Consider the following 15,501-nt stretch of genomic DNA (forward strand, 5'->3'; position numbering starts at 1 on the left):
GACCCTTTCGATGATTCCGGCCTCACCACAGCCAATTGATCGAGCTTCCTACAGCGTTGCGCTCGAATCGTACGGCAAGTCGCCCGAACGTCACTCCGACGAGTGAACCGGCAGCGATGGAAAAGTGTTTCGGCTAGCTTTACCAATCGATCCGACCAGCCCGAACAATCGCGCGGAGGGGTTTATGAATGATCAATTCAGGTCGCCCGGGGGTGCGCCGACGACCCGGCCCAATCCCGGGGCGACGCTGCGCCCGATCGGCACCGGCGAGTCCTTCGAACTGGTCGTGAACGAGCCTCTCAAGCTGGGCCGCGGATCCGACAACCCGAAGATCAGCCGCATGCTGTCCCCGTTCACCGACGTCGGCCGCGAGCATGCCCTGGTCATTCTGGACAACAGCGGCTGCGTCGTGGTCACCGACCTGGACGCGGCCAACGGCACCTGGGTGGGCGGCGAGCGCATGACGTCCCGCAGTTCACGGACGGTACGGCTGCCGGCCAAGCTGCGGCTGGGCAAGGAGTGTTTCCTGACCCTGGTCGAGAACCCGGTCGGGCCGGTCACGGACGCCTCTTGACGGATCCGCCGCTGACCGATCCGGCCCCCACCGGCGATCCGGCCGGCACCACCCCGTTCCCGTTCCCGGACGAGTTGCGCGCCCGCGTCGTCGACGTCCAGCCGTTCATCAAGGGTCAGGCCGCCCAGCTCTACCGGGGCCGCCTGGGCCGGCACGGGCAGTGGGTGGTCGTCAAGGTCATCGAGCGGCCCGATCCGCCGGAGCCTCACGAGCAGATCTGGGAGCTGTGGCGGAAAGCGGACGAGAAATTCGTCGTGCCGTTGCTCGAATCGGGAATGACGGCCGACGGCCGAAACGCGTACGAGATCACCGAGCACGCGCCCTGGGGTTCCCTGCACCTTTACCTCGGAAATCCCACCCGGCCCGTCACCGACGGCGAGGGCCGGCAGATTCTGACCCAGATATCGGCCGCCGTGAATCACATTCATAAAGAGCTGCCGAGCACGCTGTTACACCGCGACATCAAGCCGCAGAACATCCTGGTCGACCAGCACGAGAAAGGCATCCGGTTCCGGCTCACCGATTTCGGCAGCGCGAAGATCTACGACCCGGCCGTGGTCACCTCGGACGAGCCGGCGGTCACCTGGGCCTATGCGGCGCCCGAGACGTTCCGGCACCGCAGCGAGCCGGCTTCCGACTGGTGGAGCCTCGGCATCACCATGCAGGAGCTGCTGCTGGGCCGCCAGCCGTTCCGCGACCTGCTGAAGGACGATGTCGAGCTCGAGAACCGGATGAACCTCGCGACCGCGCCGGCCCTCAACGACGTTCCGGAAGCGTGGCGCCCGCTCGTCTCCCGCCTGTGGCAACGACTCGAACATCGATGGACGTACCCCGCGGTCCAGGCCTGGCTCAACGACGAGGACGTCGACGCGCACGTCCGGGCCGGGCCGGACGAGCCGGCCACCGTGCCGTTCCAGTTCGCCGGCTTCGACGTACGCCGGCCCTCGGAACTGGCCGCCGAGATGAGCCGTCACTGGGCCGCCGCGGCGTCGCTGGTCATCGGCTACCAGTGGGGCGACCTGCTGACCTGGGGACGGACGGTGTCCACCGAGGTCAGCGACAACCTCGCGAAGCTCACCAAACGGCTCCGGTTCAGCGATCCGGGCGTCGAGCGCACCCGCACCGACCGGCTCATCGCCGAGGTCATCCTGGTCCTCGACCCGTACAGCAAACCGGTCTTCCGCGGTCGTGAGGTGAACCCGGAGAGCCTGGCCGAGACCGCCCGGGCCGCCTCGTACGGCGACCGCCGATCGCTGGAGTTCGTCGACTCGCTGTTCCAGTCGAGATCGCTGCAGGCGCTGTCCCGCCACGCCGGCTGCACACCGCTGTTCGACATCGAGGAGCGCTGGCGCAACTGGTACCTGCTCGGCCGTTTGCTGGTCGCCGAGGCCCTCGGTTCGGCCGGCATGCTGACCGACGAGCGGCTCTTCATCGCGCTGCTGCTGGAGGTGTCGGCCGACCCGGACGCCGCACCCGAGCTGGCCGCCCGCGCGAAGGGCCACATGTCGCGTACGACCAAGCGGGTCGGCTGGTACCGCAAGTGGTGGGAGGCGACCGGCGACGACGCGCCGCTCTACCACGCGCTGATCATCGCCGCCCACGAGCTGGCCGGCCGGCCCGAGCACCGGGTCGATCCGGCCGCCCGCAAGTACGCGCTCGAGCAGTACCGCCTGGCCGTGCAACAGCCGTCCCGGGGTACGGCGGTACGCGCGCCGCGACCCACGTCGGGCCGGGCCGGCGGGGTGGCGATGCGGGACCGGGCGAAGACCCGGTGGCGTGGCGTTTTGCCCGCTCTCGGCGTGCTGGCGGCCTACACCGGGTTCGCCGTCGCGGCCGGCACGGGTGTCGGCGCCGGCACGACGCGGTTGCAAGGTGGGCTGGTCGGTGGGGTTCTGCTGCTGGCCGGGGTGGTGTTCGCGGTCGCCCGGGTCGCACCGGCGTCGCGGCTGACCAACGGCGTCGTCGGCGCCGGGCTCGGCTGTCTGGCCGGGCTGGTGCTCGCCGCAGGCACGGCGTACGCGGCGCACCTGTTCTCCGGCCCGGCGATCGCCTGGCCGGCCTTCTGGGCGACGTGGGTGGTGACGACCGTGGTGATGGGAATGGCGGGAGCGGCCGAATGACAGAGCCGGGGTACGACGAATGGGTGGTCTCGGTCGTCACGCGCGGCACCGGGCAGCACCGCAACCGGGACGTGATCGGGCTGCAGGGCTGGGTGCTGCACGGCGACTCGTCCAGCCTCACCCTGCGCTTCCCGGCCCGCCCCGAGACGGCGCTGCGGGTGGCGCTGGTCGCGGGCGGGGAGGACGGCGAGGGACGGTTGTCGGCCGAGCGCCTGGGCCGGCCGGTCACCGGCCCGGCCGTCCAGGGCATGGTCGACGCGTTCCTGGGCGCGGACGACGCGATCCGTCAGCTCCCCGAGGCGGACCGCTCGGCCGGCTGCTCGGCGGCCGCGCTGACGATCGGCGCGACCGGCCCGGCGGTAGCCGCCGGGATCGGCCGGGTGCAGGTCTTCCGTCTCGTGGACGGCTACTTCGGACAGCTCACCCGCTCGGACTCGCCGGGCGGGCTCGGCACGCTGAACCGGTCGGCCGAGTTCCGGCCGGCCGAGTTCTCCACCCTGACCGGCGACCGGCTGATCATCGGCGCCCAGTCGCTGGCCGACGCCGAGATCGCCGGCGTGGCCGGTCGTTCCGGGCCGTGGCTGGCCCAGTTCCTGGTCGACCGGGTGGCCGCCGACGAGGAGCACGAGGCCACGGTGATCGTCGTGGACGTGGTCGGCCAGGCGCAGGGCCGGGCCGGGCCGCCCTCGGGCTCCCGCGAACCGGCGCGTCACCTGCCGGTGCTCTTCCCCGGGAGCCGCGATGTCGTCGCCGGCTGAGACCCGGATCGCCGAGGCGCTGGCGACCGGGGCCGACGAGCTCAACCTGGCCGACACCGGTCTCACCGAGCTGCCGGCGTCGCTGCGGGCGCTGACCGGCCTGACCCGCCTCGACCTCAGCTACAACCGGCTGCGGGAACTGCCGCCCTGGATCGGCGAGCTCGACCGGCTCACCGAGCTCGACCTGAACTACAACGGCCTGGAGCGGGTGCCGGCGCCGGTCGCCTCACTCACCGCGCTGCGCGGCCTCGGCCTGCTCGGCAACCGGCTGACCGACCTGCCCGCCGCCCTGGCCGGGCTGCGTGACCTGCGCTGGATGGTGCTGCGCGGCAACACCCTGACCCGGCTGCCGGGGGTACTGAGCGAGCTGACCGCACTGGAGCTGCTGGACGTCCGGCACAACACCCTGACCGCCGTCCCGGACTGGATCGGCGACCTCACCGCGCTTCGCCACCTCGACCTGGGCGACACCGGCGTGACGACGGCGCCGGCCCGCCTCGCCGCGCTGACCGAGCTGCGTCAGCTCGATCTGCGCGACAACCGGCTGACCGAGCTGCCCGCCGAACTGCACCGGTTGGACCGGCTCGGCTCGCTGTGGCTCAGCGGCAACCGGTTCACCTCGCTGCCGGAACCGGTGCGCGGGCTGACCGGGCTGACCTCCCTGGCCCTGCGCAACAACCGGCTGACCACGCTGCCCGGCTGGATCTGCGACCTGACCGGTCTCACATCACTGGCGCTCGGCGGCAACGAGCTGGCCGGGCTGCCCCCGGACCTCGGCCGGCTGAGCGCGCTGACCGAACTGGACCTCGCCAACAACCGGCTGACCGACCTGCCCGACGATCTCGGCGCGCTCGGGCTGACGCTGCTCGACCTGGCCGGGAACCCGCTGACCGCGGAGCTGCAGGCGGCCTACCGCAACGGACCCGACGAGCTGCTCGGCTATCTGCGGCTGCGGCGCGAGGACTCGAGGTTCGTACGGGAAGCGAAGCTGATTCTGGTCGGGGAGGGTGACGTAGGGAAGTCGTGCCTGCTCGGGGCGTTGCGGGGGGAACCGTGGCAGAGCCGGCCGACGACCCACGGCATCGAGATCAAGACTCTCGAGGTCGCCGGGGACGCTCCTGCGATCCAGCTCAACGGCTGGGATTTCAGCGGCCAGCCGCAGTACCGGGCCACCCACCAGCTGTTCTTCAGCGCGCCCGCGATCTATCTGGTGGTGTGGAAGCCGCGGGTGGGCGCGGAGCGCAGCTACGTGAAGTATTGGATCGACCTGATCGTCCACCGGGTCGGTCCGTCGGCGCGGATCCTCGTCGTCGCCACGCACGGCGGGCCGGGTGAGCCGGGCGCGTTCCTCGACGAGGCCCAGATCCGGGCCCTGTACGGCGAGGTGATCGTCGACTTCCACCACGTCGACAGCAAGACCGGCGATCGCATCGACGAGTTGCGCCGCGCGATCGCGTCCGCCGCGGCGTCGCTGCCGGGAGTCGGCCGATGGCACCCGAAGGAGTGGCTCGAGTTCCGGAACGAGATCAAGCAACTGCGCGAGCCGTACCTGCTCTACTCGGACTACGAGCAACGGGCCAAGCTGGCCGGGCTCGAGGACTCGGCGGCGATGCTGGCCCGGATCGCCGACCGGCTCGGGCACTGGGTGACGTTCGCCGACGACGAGAACGAGGACGGACCGGCGAAACTGGTGATCCTGCAGCCGGACTGGCTCAGCACCGCGGTCAGCCTGATCCTGGACGACCGGGAGACGTACGAGGCTCATGGGCTGTTGCCGCACCGGCGCCTCAACCGCATCTGGGGCGACCGCGGCAGCAAGCACTTCTACGAGCGGCGCTTCTATCCGGCGTTCCTGGCCCTGATGGAACGGTTCGAACTGTCCTACCAGGTCACCGACCGTTCGGCCCGCAACGAGCCGACCAGCCTGATCGGTCTGCGGGTGCCCACCGCGCGGCCCGACCTACGCGAGGTGTGGACCGATTACCGGCCCGACTGGGAGGTGGCCGCCCGGATCTGCGAGGTGACCGAGACCGGCACCCGCCATCCGGGCCTGCCCGAGGGGCTGATGTGCCAGCTCATCGTGCACTTCCATCGCTACTCGCTGGGCCGCGCCGACGTGCGCGGCAGCGTGCACTGGCGCGACGGGATGGTGCTGGAGGACTCGTACACCGGCCGGGCCCTGATCGAGCAGGAGCAGAACCTGTTGCGGGTCACGGTCCGCAGCCCCTCCCCCAGCCTGATGCTGTATCGCCTGACCGAGGACATCCGGGAACTGATCAACGCCACGTGGCAGGGTTTCGACGTGGCGGTGCAGGTCTCGTGCCGGGCCTGCCCGTCGGGCTCGTTCGACCAGGGCATGCTGATGCGGGCCCGGGCCACCACCGACGCCGTGCTGTGCACGACGTGCGGCCGGCCCCACCGGATCGACGACCTGCTGCTCACCGGCCGCGAGTCGCCCCGGACGCCGGGTCCGTGGCTGCCGTCGGAGTTGCGGCACGTGGTGCGGACCGAACTTGAGCCGCTGGCCCGCCAGATCGAGGACTTCGGGCCCAGGACCGAGGCCCAGGTGCTGGCCTCGGCCGAGCATGTCCTGACCCGGTTGCTGGTGGCTCGTGACCAACTGGTCGACGACATCGTCGGTCCGATGGACGACGAGACGCGCAACGGGCCGTGGCTGGCCTCGATCGAGCGGATCGACCGGTCGATGCTCAAGCCCGGGGTCCTGAACGTCAACCTGCGGCTCGTGTTGTGGTGCGAGCATGCCCGCCTGCCGATCTGCGTCGTACGCGACGATCCGGAGGCGGGCGTCTACGAGATCTCGATGCCCCGCCAGTGGCTGGTGCAGGCCGCCCCCTATCTCAAGGTCGGCCTGACGTTCCTGCGCACCTTCGTGCCGCTGGTGCCGGACGGCCTGGGCGACCTGCTGTCCGAGGCGGGCCGGACGGCGCTCAGCGAGCAGCTCAAGGCGGTCGGAGACTCGCTCGAGCCGGTGCTCGACGAGGCCGACTCCTTCCGGGGGCAGGAGCCGGTGCGCGGCGCCGCGGAACGGCCGGACGCCCTCGCCCTGCGGATGATGCAGGGTCTGATCCGGGCGCAGGACCCGGCCTTCGCCGGGCTGGTGCAGGTGCGCGTGCCCGGCCGTGGGACACACCGCTACCGGTGGGTGGACCCCCGGTTCGAGAACGAGTACCGGCAGCGCACACCGACGGTCCCCCCGGAGTCGTAGCGCCGGGGCAGGGTCGCCGCGCGGGCGCGGGCTCGTGTTGACTGTGCGCGTGAATCTGTTGCCCGCCCCGGTCACGCCCGGCGATGCCCCCGTCGCCGACGGGCTCGTCAGCGCCGAGGCCGTGGAGATCGAGCTGCGCCCGGCCCGCCTGCCGTCGCGCGCTCTCGCCCTCTTCCTCGACTGCCTCATCATGATCGCGCCGGCCGTCCTGATGGCCGCCATCGCCCGTGCCGTCTTCGCGCTGTTCGACGAGGCCCTCGGCTCGGCCGCCATGACCGTCGGCGTCGCCCTGGTCTTCGTGGGCTACCCGGTGCTGAGCGAGACGCTGCTGAAAGGTGCCAGCGTCGGCAAATACGCCCTCGGCCTGCGCGTGATCCGCGAGGACGGCGGACCGCTGCGAGCCCGGCACGCCCTCACCCGCGCCCTGGTCGGCTTCGCCGTCGAGTTCCCCGGCCTGCTTCTGCTCTTCCTGTGCTGGCCGGCCGGCATCCTGACGATGCTCGCCTCCCGGCAGGGCCGGCGTCTGGGCGACCTGGCCGCCGGAACCATCGTGGTGCACGAGCGCGAAGCCGTGCCGTGGCGGGCGTCTCCCCTGATGCCGCCCGACCTGGCCGGCTGGGCGTCCACCCTCGACCTGACGGCCGTCGACGACGCGCTGGCCCTCGAGATCCGCCAGTTCGTGACGCGCGTCCGCGAACTGCGCGAGCCCTACCGCGCCGGGCTCCTGCACCAGCTCGCCGACGAGGTGACGCCACGGCTCACGCCGCCCCCGCCGCCCGGCCTCGCCCCGTGGCTCGTGCTGGTCGCCGTGCTGGCCGAACGCCGCCGGCGCCAGGAGGCCCAGCTCGTGACCGCCCGCGCCGTCACCTATCGGGTCCTGCCCACCTTCGGCCTGCGCCTCTGACGAAGGGTTCGCCTCTGACGAAGGGCCCGCCTCTGACAAAGGGTCTGGCTCCCCGCGAAGACCGTCACCGTGAACAACCACCCGTCGGGCGGCGCCGAGCGCCCCGTCCCGAACGGCATCGGAATCTTCTCGCTGCTCGGCTGAGACCGGCCCGGTCCGGGGCTGTCGTGCCCCGGACCGGGTTCGCGGATCAGGCGATCCGGTAGGCGCGGACGACCGTCTGGGTCACCGCGTTGCCCGCGCTGTCGGTGGCGGTCACACGCAGCGACACGAAACCGGCCTTGCGCGGGTGGGCGATGACCGCGACGTTGCCCAGCAGCGGCAGGGCCGTCCAGGTCTTGCCGTCGTCGAAGGAGGCCGCGACGGCCAGCTTCCGGTTGGCGGCGGCCGTCGAGCCGGTCTGGCGGTCGAGCTTCACCGGGATGAGCAGCGGCCGGCCCGCCTTCGCCGTGTTGGTGTCGTCGAGCAACGGCGTGGGCCGGGCCGTCGTCAGGGCGAGCCGGACCGGGGTCGCGGTATTGGCCGAGGTGAACGTCCAGGCCACCGAGACCGACGTGGCCAGGATGTCGGGGGCGCCGCGCTGCACGGTCGCCTCCAGACGGTACGTGGCCTTGCCCGCGGGCACCACGAAGTCGGCCCACGACCCGGTGGCCGTACCGATCTCCTTGCCGTTGCTGGTCAGCCGCAGCTGGGTCTCGAGGTCGTCGCGGCTACCCGGACGGCCCGCCGCGTCGCCGAACAGGGGCGGCGCCGCGATCGAGATCGTGTCCCCGTCACGCCCGATGTAGCCCATCGGCGACCAGGCGGGCGGGTTGTTCAGCGTGGGACCGAACGGCGCCGCGTTCCACACCTGGTTGTACGTCTTGCCGGCCGTGAACGTCGACTCCTGCGTGGTGAGGTTGTCCCCCTCGGCGAGCGTGGACGTCCAGATGATGCCGCCGTCGGTGTTGTAGTACTCGGTGGCGTGGAACGGCAGGTCGATCGGCGAGTTCGACCCGATCGGGCCCGAGCCACCGGGCGCCGCCGCACGGTGGAACCGGACAGCGGCGGCCGAGGCCGACTGGCGGCGATAGGTCGCCTTCACCGTGGCCAGGTTCGCCGGCGACAGCTTCTTCGACAGACCCGTGAACATGTCGCCCTTGAGGACATAGGCGAGATCGTACGTATAGGGGCTGTTCCTGCCGGGCTTGGCGAGCCCGACCCCGAGCGTCGCGGTGAACTCGGGCGCGGCCACCACCGGCCCGATCCGCCCGAAGAACAACGACAACCCGCTGAGCTGCACACCCGGGTAACGGAAGCCGTCGTCCCAGTTGGCCGCCACGTTGATCCCGGTCGGTACGACGCCCTTCTGCGCCCCGGTCAGCGCGACCGGCTTCGCCGTGCGGGCGTCGACCGACTCGGTGATCGGCCCGCGCACGTCCAGCGTCGGCTGCACCAGCAGCGTCGACGCCTCGCCGGAGTTGATCGTGCTGTAGAACGCGTACCGGCCCCTGGGCAGCCGCAGCGTGCCGCCGCCCGCCTCACCGGCCAGGGAGTAGAACTCGCCGGTGCTCAGGCTCGCGGCCGTGGTGCTGTAGTCCGTGGCCGGTTTGCCGTCGCGTCCGACGTGCGGAAGGCGTACGTCATAGCTCTCGATCTCTTTGTTGAGGGCGAAGGGCGTACGCACCCGCAGGTCCCCGGCGCCGGTGGCGGTGACCGCGCCCTGGTAAACGCCGTCGGCCGCGTCGACCCGTGTGTCCACGGTGATCGTCGCCTCGGCCCGGCCACCGGCCGGAACCACGAGGGTGGCCGGGCTGACCTTGAGCAGACCGGACGGGGCCGGCGCGACGGACAGCGACAGCGTTACCGGAGTCGTGCCCGTGTTGCGATAGCCGACGACCTGCGTGATCGGGGCGTCGTCGGCGTGCGGCCAGCGCTGCACCGGGAAGTCGATCGAGGCAACGTCGGCGACGATCGGCTGGGCGACCGCGCGGGCGACGTCCACCCGGCCCGCGCCCACCTCGTAGAGGCTGTTCTCCTCGCCCGGCTTCACCGAATCCATCAGCGCGGCCTTGAGCTGCGGGCCCGACCAGCCGGGGTGCTGACCGGCCAGGATCGCGGCGGCCCCGGCCACGTGCGGGGTGGCCATCGACGTACCCGACATGGGCTGGTAGCCACCGCCCGGAGCGGCCGCCACGATGTCGACACCCGGGGCGCTGATCTCCGGCTTGATGTGGTTGTCGCCGAGACGCGGACCGCGGCTGGAGAAATACGCGCGCACGTCGTCGGCGTCGACCGCCGCGACGGCGAGGGCGTCGTCGGCCGTCGCCGGGGACGAGACGGACTTAGGCTTGCCCTCGTTGCCCGCGGCGACGACGAACAGGGTCCCGTACTGGTGGCTCAGCTCCTGAACCGCGGTCTCGAGCGGGTCGAGGGCCGGCGTGTCGTCGCCGCCGATGCTCATGCTGACCACGCGGGTCTTCGGCGCGGCCCACTGCATCGCGGTGATGATGTCCGAGTCCTGGCACTCCGTCGTCGCGCAAACCTTGCCGACCAGCAGCTTCGCGCCCGGAGCGACACCACGGTATTTGCCGTCGGACGCGGCTCCGCTGCCCACAATGGTCGACGCGACGTGCGTACCGTGCCCGACGTTGTCGACCGGATCGTTGCCGCCGGTGAAGTCGCGCACCTCGGCGAGGCGTCCGGCGAAGTCAGGGTGGGCGGCGTCGATGCCGGTGTCGAGCACGCCGACGGTCACGCCGGTGCCGTCGAAACCCGCCTTCCACGCGGCCGGGGCGCCGATCTGCGCCACACTGCGGTCCAGCGAGACCCGCCGCTTGCCGTCCAGCCAGACGTTGGTCACCCCGGCGGTCAGATCCCGGGCGTACGTCGTCCCGCCCGTGAGCGAGGCCCACAGAGCAGCCCGCTCGTCCCGATTCGCGCGTACGGCCAGAGCGTGCGCGGCGGGCAGGTCGGCGCGCACCCGTGCGGCGCCGGCGGCCGATCGCGCCTTCGCGGCGGTGTCCGGGTAGGCGACCAGCAGCGGCAGCTCGGCCGTACGGTCGTCGTAGCCGAACTCGCCCAGCGCGGTCAGGTCGAACAGCCTGCGGTCGAGCCGGCCGTCACGCACCAGGGGGGCCGCGTCCGCCGGGACGACGTACTGGTGGCCGCCCTCACGGCTGCTCACGAACCGCATGCCTTCTCGGCCGGGGGCCCGCTGGATCAGCGTGACGCCCTTCGCGTCCATGGACACCCGGTCGCCGGTGATCAGGGTGAAAGTTCCCGGCTGTTGCTGCGCGTTCTTGCCACGCTTTTCCTGCGCGGTCTTGTCGCGCTTTTCCTCCGCGGTCTTGCCCTGCGCGGTCTTGCCCTGCGCGTTTGCTGGGGTCGCGGTCAGGCCGGCTGTGACCAGTGCGGTCACGAGCACTCCGGCTGTCAGCGCGCGTCGATGCCTTCGCAGCACATCGTCCTCTCCGCCCACGGGCTCTTCCCGGGACGCACGATGACGCCTGACCGGCCCACCAGGTTGATCAACGTGGCTGTGACGATGATCACTAACGAGCCCGCCCCTGCTCAGGCCACCTTTACCGCGGGGTTGCATGCGGGTCGATGCGTGACGCCGAGGAGTTCGACGCCCTCTACGCGGCCTGTGCGGGCCGGGTCCTGGGTCACGTCTACGTGCTCACCGGCAACCGCGCCGAGGCCGAGGACGCCGTCGCCGAGGCCTTCATGCGCGCCTGGCAGCACTGGCCGACGGTTCGGGCCGCCGACAGTCCCGAGGCCTGGGTACGTCGAGTCGCCTCCCGCGCCGCCGTCAGCAGCTGGCGCAAGACGTTCAACCGGATGCGCGCCCACCGCCGGGCGAACGTCGACGCGACCGTGCCCGGCCTCAACGAGGACCACGTAGCGTTACTGCAGGCGTTGCAGCGGCTGAGCCCGAAGGAACGCCGAGCCGTCGTCCTGCACCACCTGAACGATCTCAGCGTCGCGGAGGTGGCCGCCGAGATGCAGGTCCCCGTCGGCACCGTCAAGACGTACCTCGTCCGCGGCCGGAGGGCGATGGCCGGACTGCTGACCCAGGAGCCCTTCCATGGCTGACCCGCACGACGACCTCACGGCGATCGCCGACGAGGCCCGGCGAGCCACGGTGCTGCCCACGGCCGGCTCGTTACGGCAGCGCAGCGACCGGCGTCGCCGTCTCCGTCGTCGCCTGGCCGCCGCCGGAGCGGGCCTCGCCGTGCTGGCCGCGGCCGGCGGCACGACCCTGGCGACCCGGGACCGGTCAACGATTCCCCCGACTTCTCCGCCCGCCTGGGTAACGCCGCCCGCTGGGGCGCGACTGCCCGGTGGGGTGACGCCATCCGCCGGGGTAACGCCGTCCGCGCCCGCCTCGGCCGGCCCCCAGGACATCCTCGCCGGCCGGCGACAGATCCGGATCGGGGTGCCCGGCCTGAAGGGCACGTCGCTGGCGATCGGCCCCGACGACGACCGGGTGCGCGCGGGCACCGTACCGTCGCTGTGGGTCCTGCGCCCGGCGGGCAAGAACTTCCGCATCATGTCGGGCCAGCTCTGCATGACGGTCGTTCACGACACCGCCCCCGGCAGCGTCCGCGGCCACGCGTGCGACCCGGCCGCCTCGACGCAGCTCTTCCGCGTCGACCGTCAGCCGGACGGCACATACTCGCTGTTCCAGGGCCGCCGCTACGTCCAGGTCGTCGACGGCACGAACGCGCTGGTCCCCGACCTGCCCGAGGCCCTGACCACCACGTACGAGTTCGAAGACCGGGGCCTCGCTCTCACCGAGGGCGGTTCGTCCCCGAGGTGACGGTGCGCAGGACACCGCCCGCCAGCCCGCGTGGACAGCTCCGCGACCACCCGGCTACCGCCACAGGCTGCCCGAAGCGGATGCCGCGGCGAAGCTCGCTGGTTACGCCGGCCCGCAAACAGTCTTGTCCATCCGCGGCGGCTCAGCCGTTCACGACCAGCGCGCTCAGGAACAGGGCGAACGCTGCCCAGGTCGCCACGAGTTGAAGCCAGTTGATCGTGAAGTAGCGCTGCCGCCCCGCTTCCCAGCCCGGCGGCATAGCCTCGGGATCCCAGCCCAGAATCACGTTGTACTGCGGTGTCTTCCACACGTTCGAGACGACGAGAATGCCGACGATCACGACGGCCAGCCCGATCGCCGTGAGCACGAACGACGCCGACCCGGGGTCGTCCCACAGCAGTACGAGCGCCACGATGGCCGCGATCGTCGTCCCGCCGGACCAAGCCAGGTTGTACGCCTGGCCGAGCCCGTTGCCGGCGTACCGGAGGAACGTCTCCATGAAGCCACGGAACTCACGCCCGCTCATCGCCGCCTGCATGGGCCGCAGAATCGTGCACAACCCGCCCAGGAACCCGGCCGCAAGCCCGACAAGAAAGACCGACGCCGCCAGCGCCCAATTCTCGGCCGTCATTGCGAACCCCCAGACTCCGCTCCCGAGTTGATCGCCCAGCGGCATCGCCGGACTCCGGCCGCACGACTCGACCGATCAGTACGAGACCGCGGCTCCTTCGAGATTGCGCAGAACGGCTACCCGGCGGCCATCCGCCGATTGGCTCGGCCTTCGCGCGCGATCATCAGGACAGGCGGCCGGCGATCTCTTCGGGCGCTGCGGGCTGCTGGCCGGCCAGTAAGCGGGCTATGCCGTCGGCGGAGGTCGGCTCGGCGAGGTGGTAGCCCTGGCCCAGGGTGTAGCCGAGTTCGCGCAGGGCGGTCACCTGCTCGGGGCATTCGATGCCCTCGGCCACGGTGGCCAGGCCGAACGCGTTCGCAAGCTGGATCACGGCGCGGGCGACCGCCTGGCGGGCGTCGACAGCGGCGGGGCGGCCGTCGTCGATCTCGATGCCGTCGACGAAGGACTTGTCGAGTTTGACGATCGCGGCGGGGAACGCCCGCAGGAGGCTCAACGATGACTCGCCGGTGCCGAAGTCGTCGAGGGCGAGCCGGATGCCCATGCGGTCGAGTTCGTACAGTGCCCGGGACACCTGCTGGCCGCACAGCACCGCTGACTCGGTCACCTCGAGAACGAGGCGGTCGCACGGCAGTCCGCTGTCGGCCAGAGCACCGGCCACGTCCCGTACGAAATCGGGGTCGTGCAGTTGCCGGGCCGAGACGTTCAGTCCGGCTTCGAGCAGCGCGTCGGGCCCGAACTCGGCCAGCCACGCCGCGGCCTGCCGGCACGTCTCGCGCAGCACGAACCGGCCCAGCGGCACGATCAGGCCGGTACGCTCGGCGGCCGCGATGAACTCGTTCGGGCCGACCACGCCGCGCGCCGGGTGGTGCCACCGGACCAGCGCCTCGACCCCGATCAGACGATGGTCGTCGAGCCGGACGATCGGCTGGTAGACCACTCGGAACTCGTCGTCGTCCAGGGCTCGCCGCAATTCGCCGCCGAGTTGCATGTGGTCCAGGACCGGCTCCCCCATGCCGTCGACGTAGCGTACGAAACCGGCCTTTCCTCGCTGCTTGGCCGTATACATCGCGACGTCGGCGTCGCGCAGCACGGAGTCGAGGGTGTCGCCGGGCGCCGATACGGCGACGCCGATGCTGGCCTGGATCAGCAGACGGTGCTCGCTGATCGGCTGCGAGAGCGCTTCGACCAAGCGCTGGGCCAGGCCCTCGGGGTCGGGGCCGGTCAGCAGCACCGCGAACTCGTCGCCACCCACCCGCGCGGGCAGGCCGCTGTCGCCCACCTCGGTCCGCAGCCGGCGCGCCACCGAGATCAGCAACTGGTCACCGACGCCGTGCCCGAGCAAATCGTTCACGGCTTTGAAGTCGTCCAGGTCTATCAGCAGCACCGACGCGCGTAGGGGCAGCGCGGCCGTGAGCCGCTCGCGGAACAGCGCACGGTTGGCCAGCCCGGTCAGACCGTCGTGGCTGACCTCGTACTGGAGACGTTCCTCCTGGAGACGCGCGTTCCGCAGGAGACGGGCGTTCTCGGCGTACGCGAGATATTGCCGCACCATGACCAGAGCGCTCACCGCGACCGCGACGATCAGCACCACCCGAACCGGTGGGCGCAGCGGCGCTCCGAAGGCAACGGCGATCAGTGGTACGTCGACCAGCAGCATCGCCAGATAGGGGAAGAGCACTCGATTGCGGGCCGGGGCGCGGCGGGCGCGGCGCTGGGCGGCGACGCCGAGCGTGAACAGCAGCGGCGCCAGCGGCATGACGATCGCCTGGGCCGGAACCGTGGCGATGTAGCCGAACTGCACGGCGAGGACGGCGACGCCCCCGGCCGGAACGCCGCCGGCCGCCGCGATGAAGCGGATCGCGACGCGGTCGACCGGGCTCCCGTCGAGGAACGACACCTTCGTCGCCGCGCCGACCGCGACCAGCAGACCGAGACCGATCAGCAGCGTCGCCTGCGCGCTCCACGGTTCGCGGGCCGAGAGCATCGGGGCCAGCCCGAGATACCACGCCACCGCCGCGCAGCCGAGAAACGTGATCATCCGGTCGAGCACCATGCGCCACCGCTCGGCGCCGCCGGCCGCGACGACCGGCACGCGCGCGACGGCGTAGATGGCGAGCAGGAATCCGATGGCCGCGAACGCCGCCGCCGGGGCCGGCATGTTGCGGGTGCGCACCTGGTCGAGGTGGGTGAACATGTCCACCGCGAGCCAGGCGTACCCGATCGTCAGAGAGCCGGCGGCGAGCAGCATGGCCCGCCAGAACCGGGCGGCGACGGGGTCGAGATCCGGCGTACGGCGGATCAGGTCGTAGCCGCACGCGGTGGCGAGCAGGCCGCCGGCCGGCACGACGACGTAGCCGTACGCCTCGGGGCCGAGACCGGCCCTCAGGTAGGCCACGCACCAGAGGGCACCGATCGCGGCGACGACGGCAGTAGCCCACACATACCGGCGTCCCGACGTCACGGGCCCGACACTAACCGTTCCGA

General features: G+C 71.4%; 10 protein-coding genes. 7 read left to right on the top strand and 3 right to left on the bottom strand.

Annotation, left to right across the window (positions count from 1 at the left end):
• The first annotated feature begins 184 nt into the window (after positions 1–184).
• From EER30_RS30985 to EER30_RS31005, 5 genes are read left to right on the top strand one after another with little or no spacing between them, the layout of a single operon-like run.
• A complete protein-coding gene (locus tag EER30_RS30985) occupies positions 185–574 on the top strand; it encodes an FHA domain-containing protein (protein ID WP_127504179.1) in 390 nt (129 codons plus the stop codon).
• A complete protein-coding gene (locus EER30_RS30990; protein WP_127504180.1) occupies positions 571–2,694 on the top strand; it encodes a protein kinase domain-containing protein in 2,124 nt (707 codons plus the stop codon). Before EER30_RS30985 ends, EER30_RS30990 begins: the two co-directional genes overlap by 4 nt.
• Positions 2,691–3,452, top strand: a complete 762-nt coding sequence (locus tag EER30_RS30995; RefSeq protein ID WP_127504181.1) for a hypothetical protein — start codon at positions 2,691–2,693, stop codon at positions 3,450–3,452. Before EER30_RS30990 ends, EER30_RS30995 begins: the two co-directional genes overlap by 4 nt.
• Complete coding sequence (locus EER30_RS31000; protein WP_127504182.1) at positions 3,436–6,678, top strand: leucine-rich repeat domain-containing protein; 3,243 nt, start codon at positions 3,436–3,438, stop codon at positions 6,676–6,678. The genes EER30_RS30995 and EER30_RS31000 overlap by 17 nt, the downstream gene beginning before the upstream one ends.
• 49 nt (positions 6,679–6,727) lie before the next feature.
• A complete protein-coding gene (locus EER30_RS31005; RefSeq protein WP_164842536.1) occupies positions 6,728–7,582 on the top strand; it encodes an RDD family protein in 855 nt (284 codons plus the stop codon).
• A 190-nt stretch (positions 7,583–7,772) separates the two neighbouring features.
• Here the strand turns inward: EER30_RS31005 and EER30_RS31010 are convergent, their stop codons facing one another.
• Positions 7,773–10,982 carry a S8 family peptidase gene (locus EER30_RS31010; RefSeq protein WP_164842537.1) on the bottom strand — a complete coding sequence of 1,070 codons (3,210 nt, stop codon included), beginning with the start codon at positions 10,980–10,982 and terminating at the stop codon, positions 7,773–7,775.
• 188 nt (positions 10,983–11,170) lie between these two features.
• Between EER30_RS31010 and EER30_RS31015 the strand changes: the two genes are divergently transcribed.
• On the top strand, positions 11,171–11,659 hold the full coding sequence (locus EER30_RS31015; protein ID WP_127504185.1) for a sigma-70 family RNA polymerase sigma factor: 489 nt from the start codon (positions 11,171–11,173) through the stop codon (positions 11,657–11,659).
• On the top strand, positions 11,652–12,386 hold the full coding sequence (locus EER30_RS31020; RefSeq protein ID WP_127504186.1) for an RICIN domain-containing protein: 735 nt from the start codon (positions 11,652–11,654) through the stop codon (positions 12,384–12,386). Before EER30_RS31015 ends, EER30_RS31020 begins: the two co-directional genes overlap by 8 nt.
• A gap of 142 nt (positions 12,387–12,528) precedes the next feature.
• On the opposite strand, the gene EER30_RS31025 is transcribed toward EER30_RS31020, so the two are convergent.
• Together EER30_RS31025 and EER30_RS31030 are read right to left on the bottom strand one after the other, a co-directional pair.
• Positions 12,529–13,017: a hypothetical protein gene (locus tag EER30_RS31025; RefSeq protein ID WP_127504187.1), complete on the bottom strand. Its 489-nt coding sequence runs from the start codon at positions 13,015–13,017 to the stop codon at positions 12,529–12,531.
• Positions 13,018–13,180: 163 nt separating this feature from the next.
• Positions 13,181–15,478 (bottom strand): putative bifunctional diguanylate cyclase/phosphodiesterase, encoded by a 2,298-nt coding sequence (locus EER30_RS31030; RefSeq protein WP_127504188.1) that lies wholly within the window; start codon positions 15,476–15,478, stop codon positions 13,181–13,183.
• Between the last annotated feature and the right edge of the window lie 23 nt (positions 15,479–15,501).

Source organism: Actinoplanes solisilvae, from assembly GCF_003999975.1.
In the GTDB taxonomy this organism is placed as follows: Bacteria; Actinomycetota; Actinomycetes; order Mycobacteriales; family Micromonosporaceae; genus Actinoplanes; species Actinoplanes solisilvae.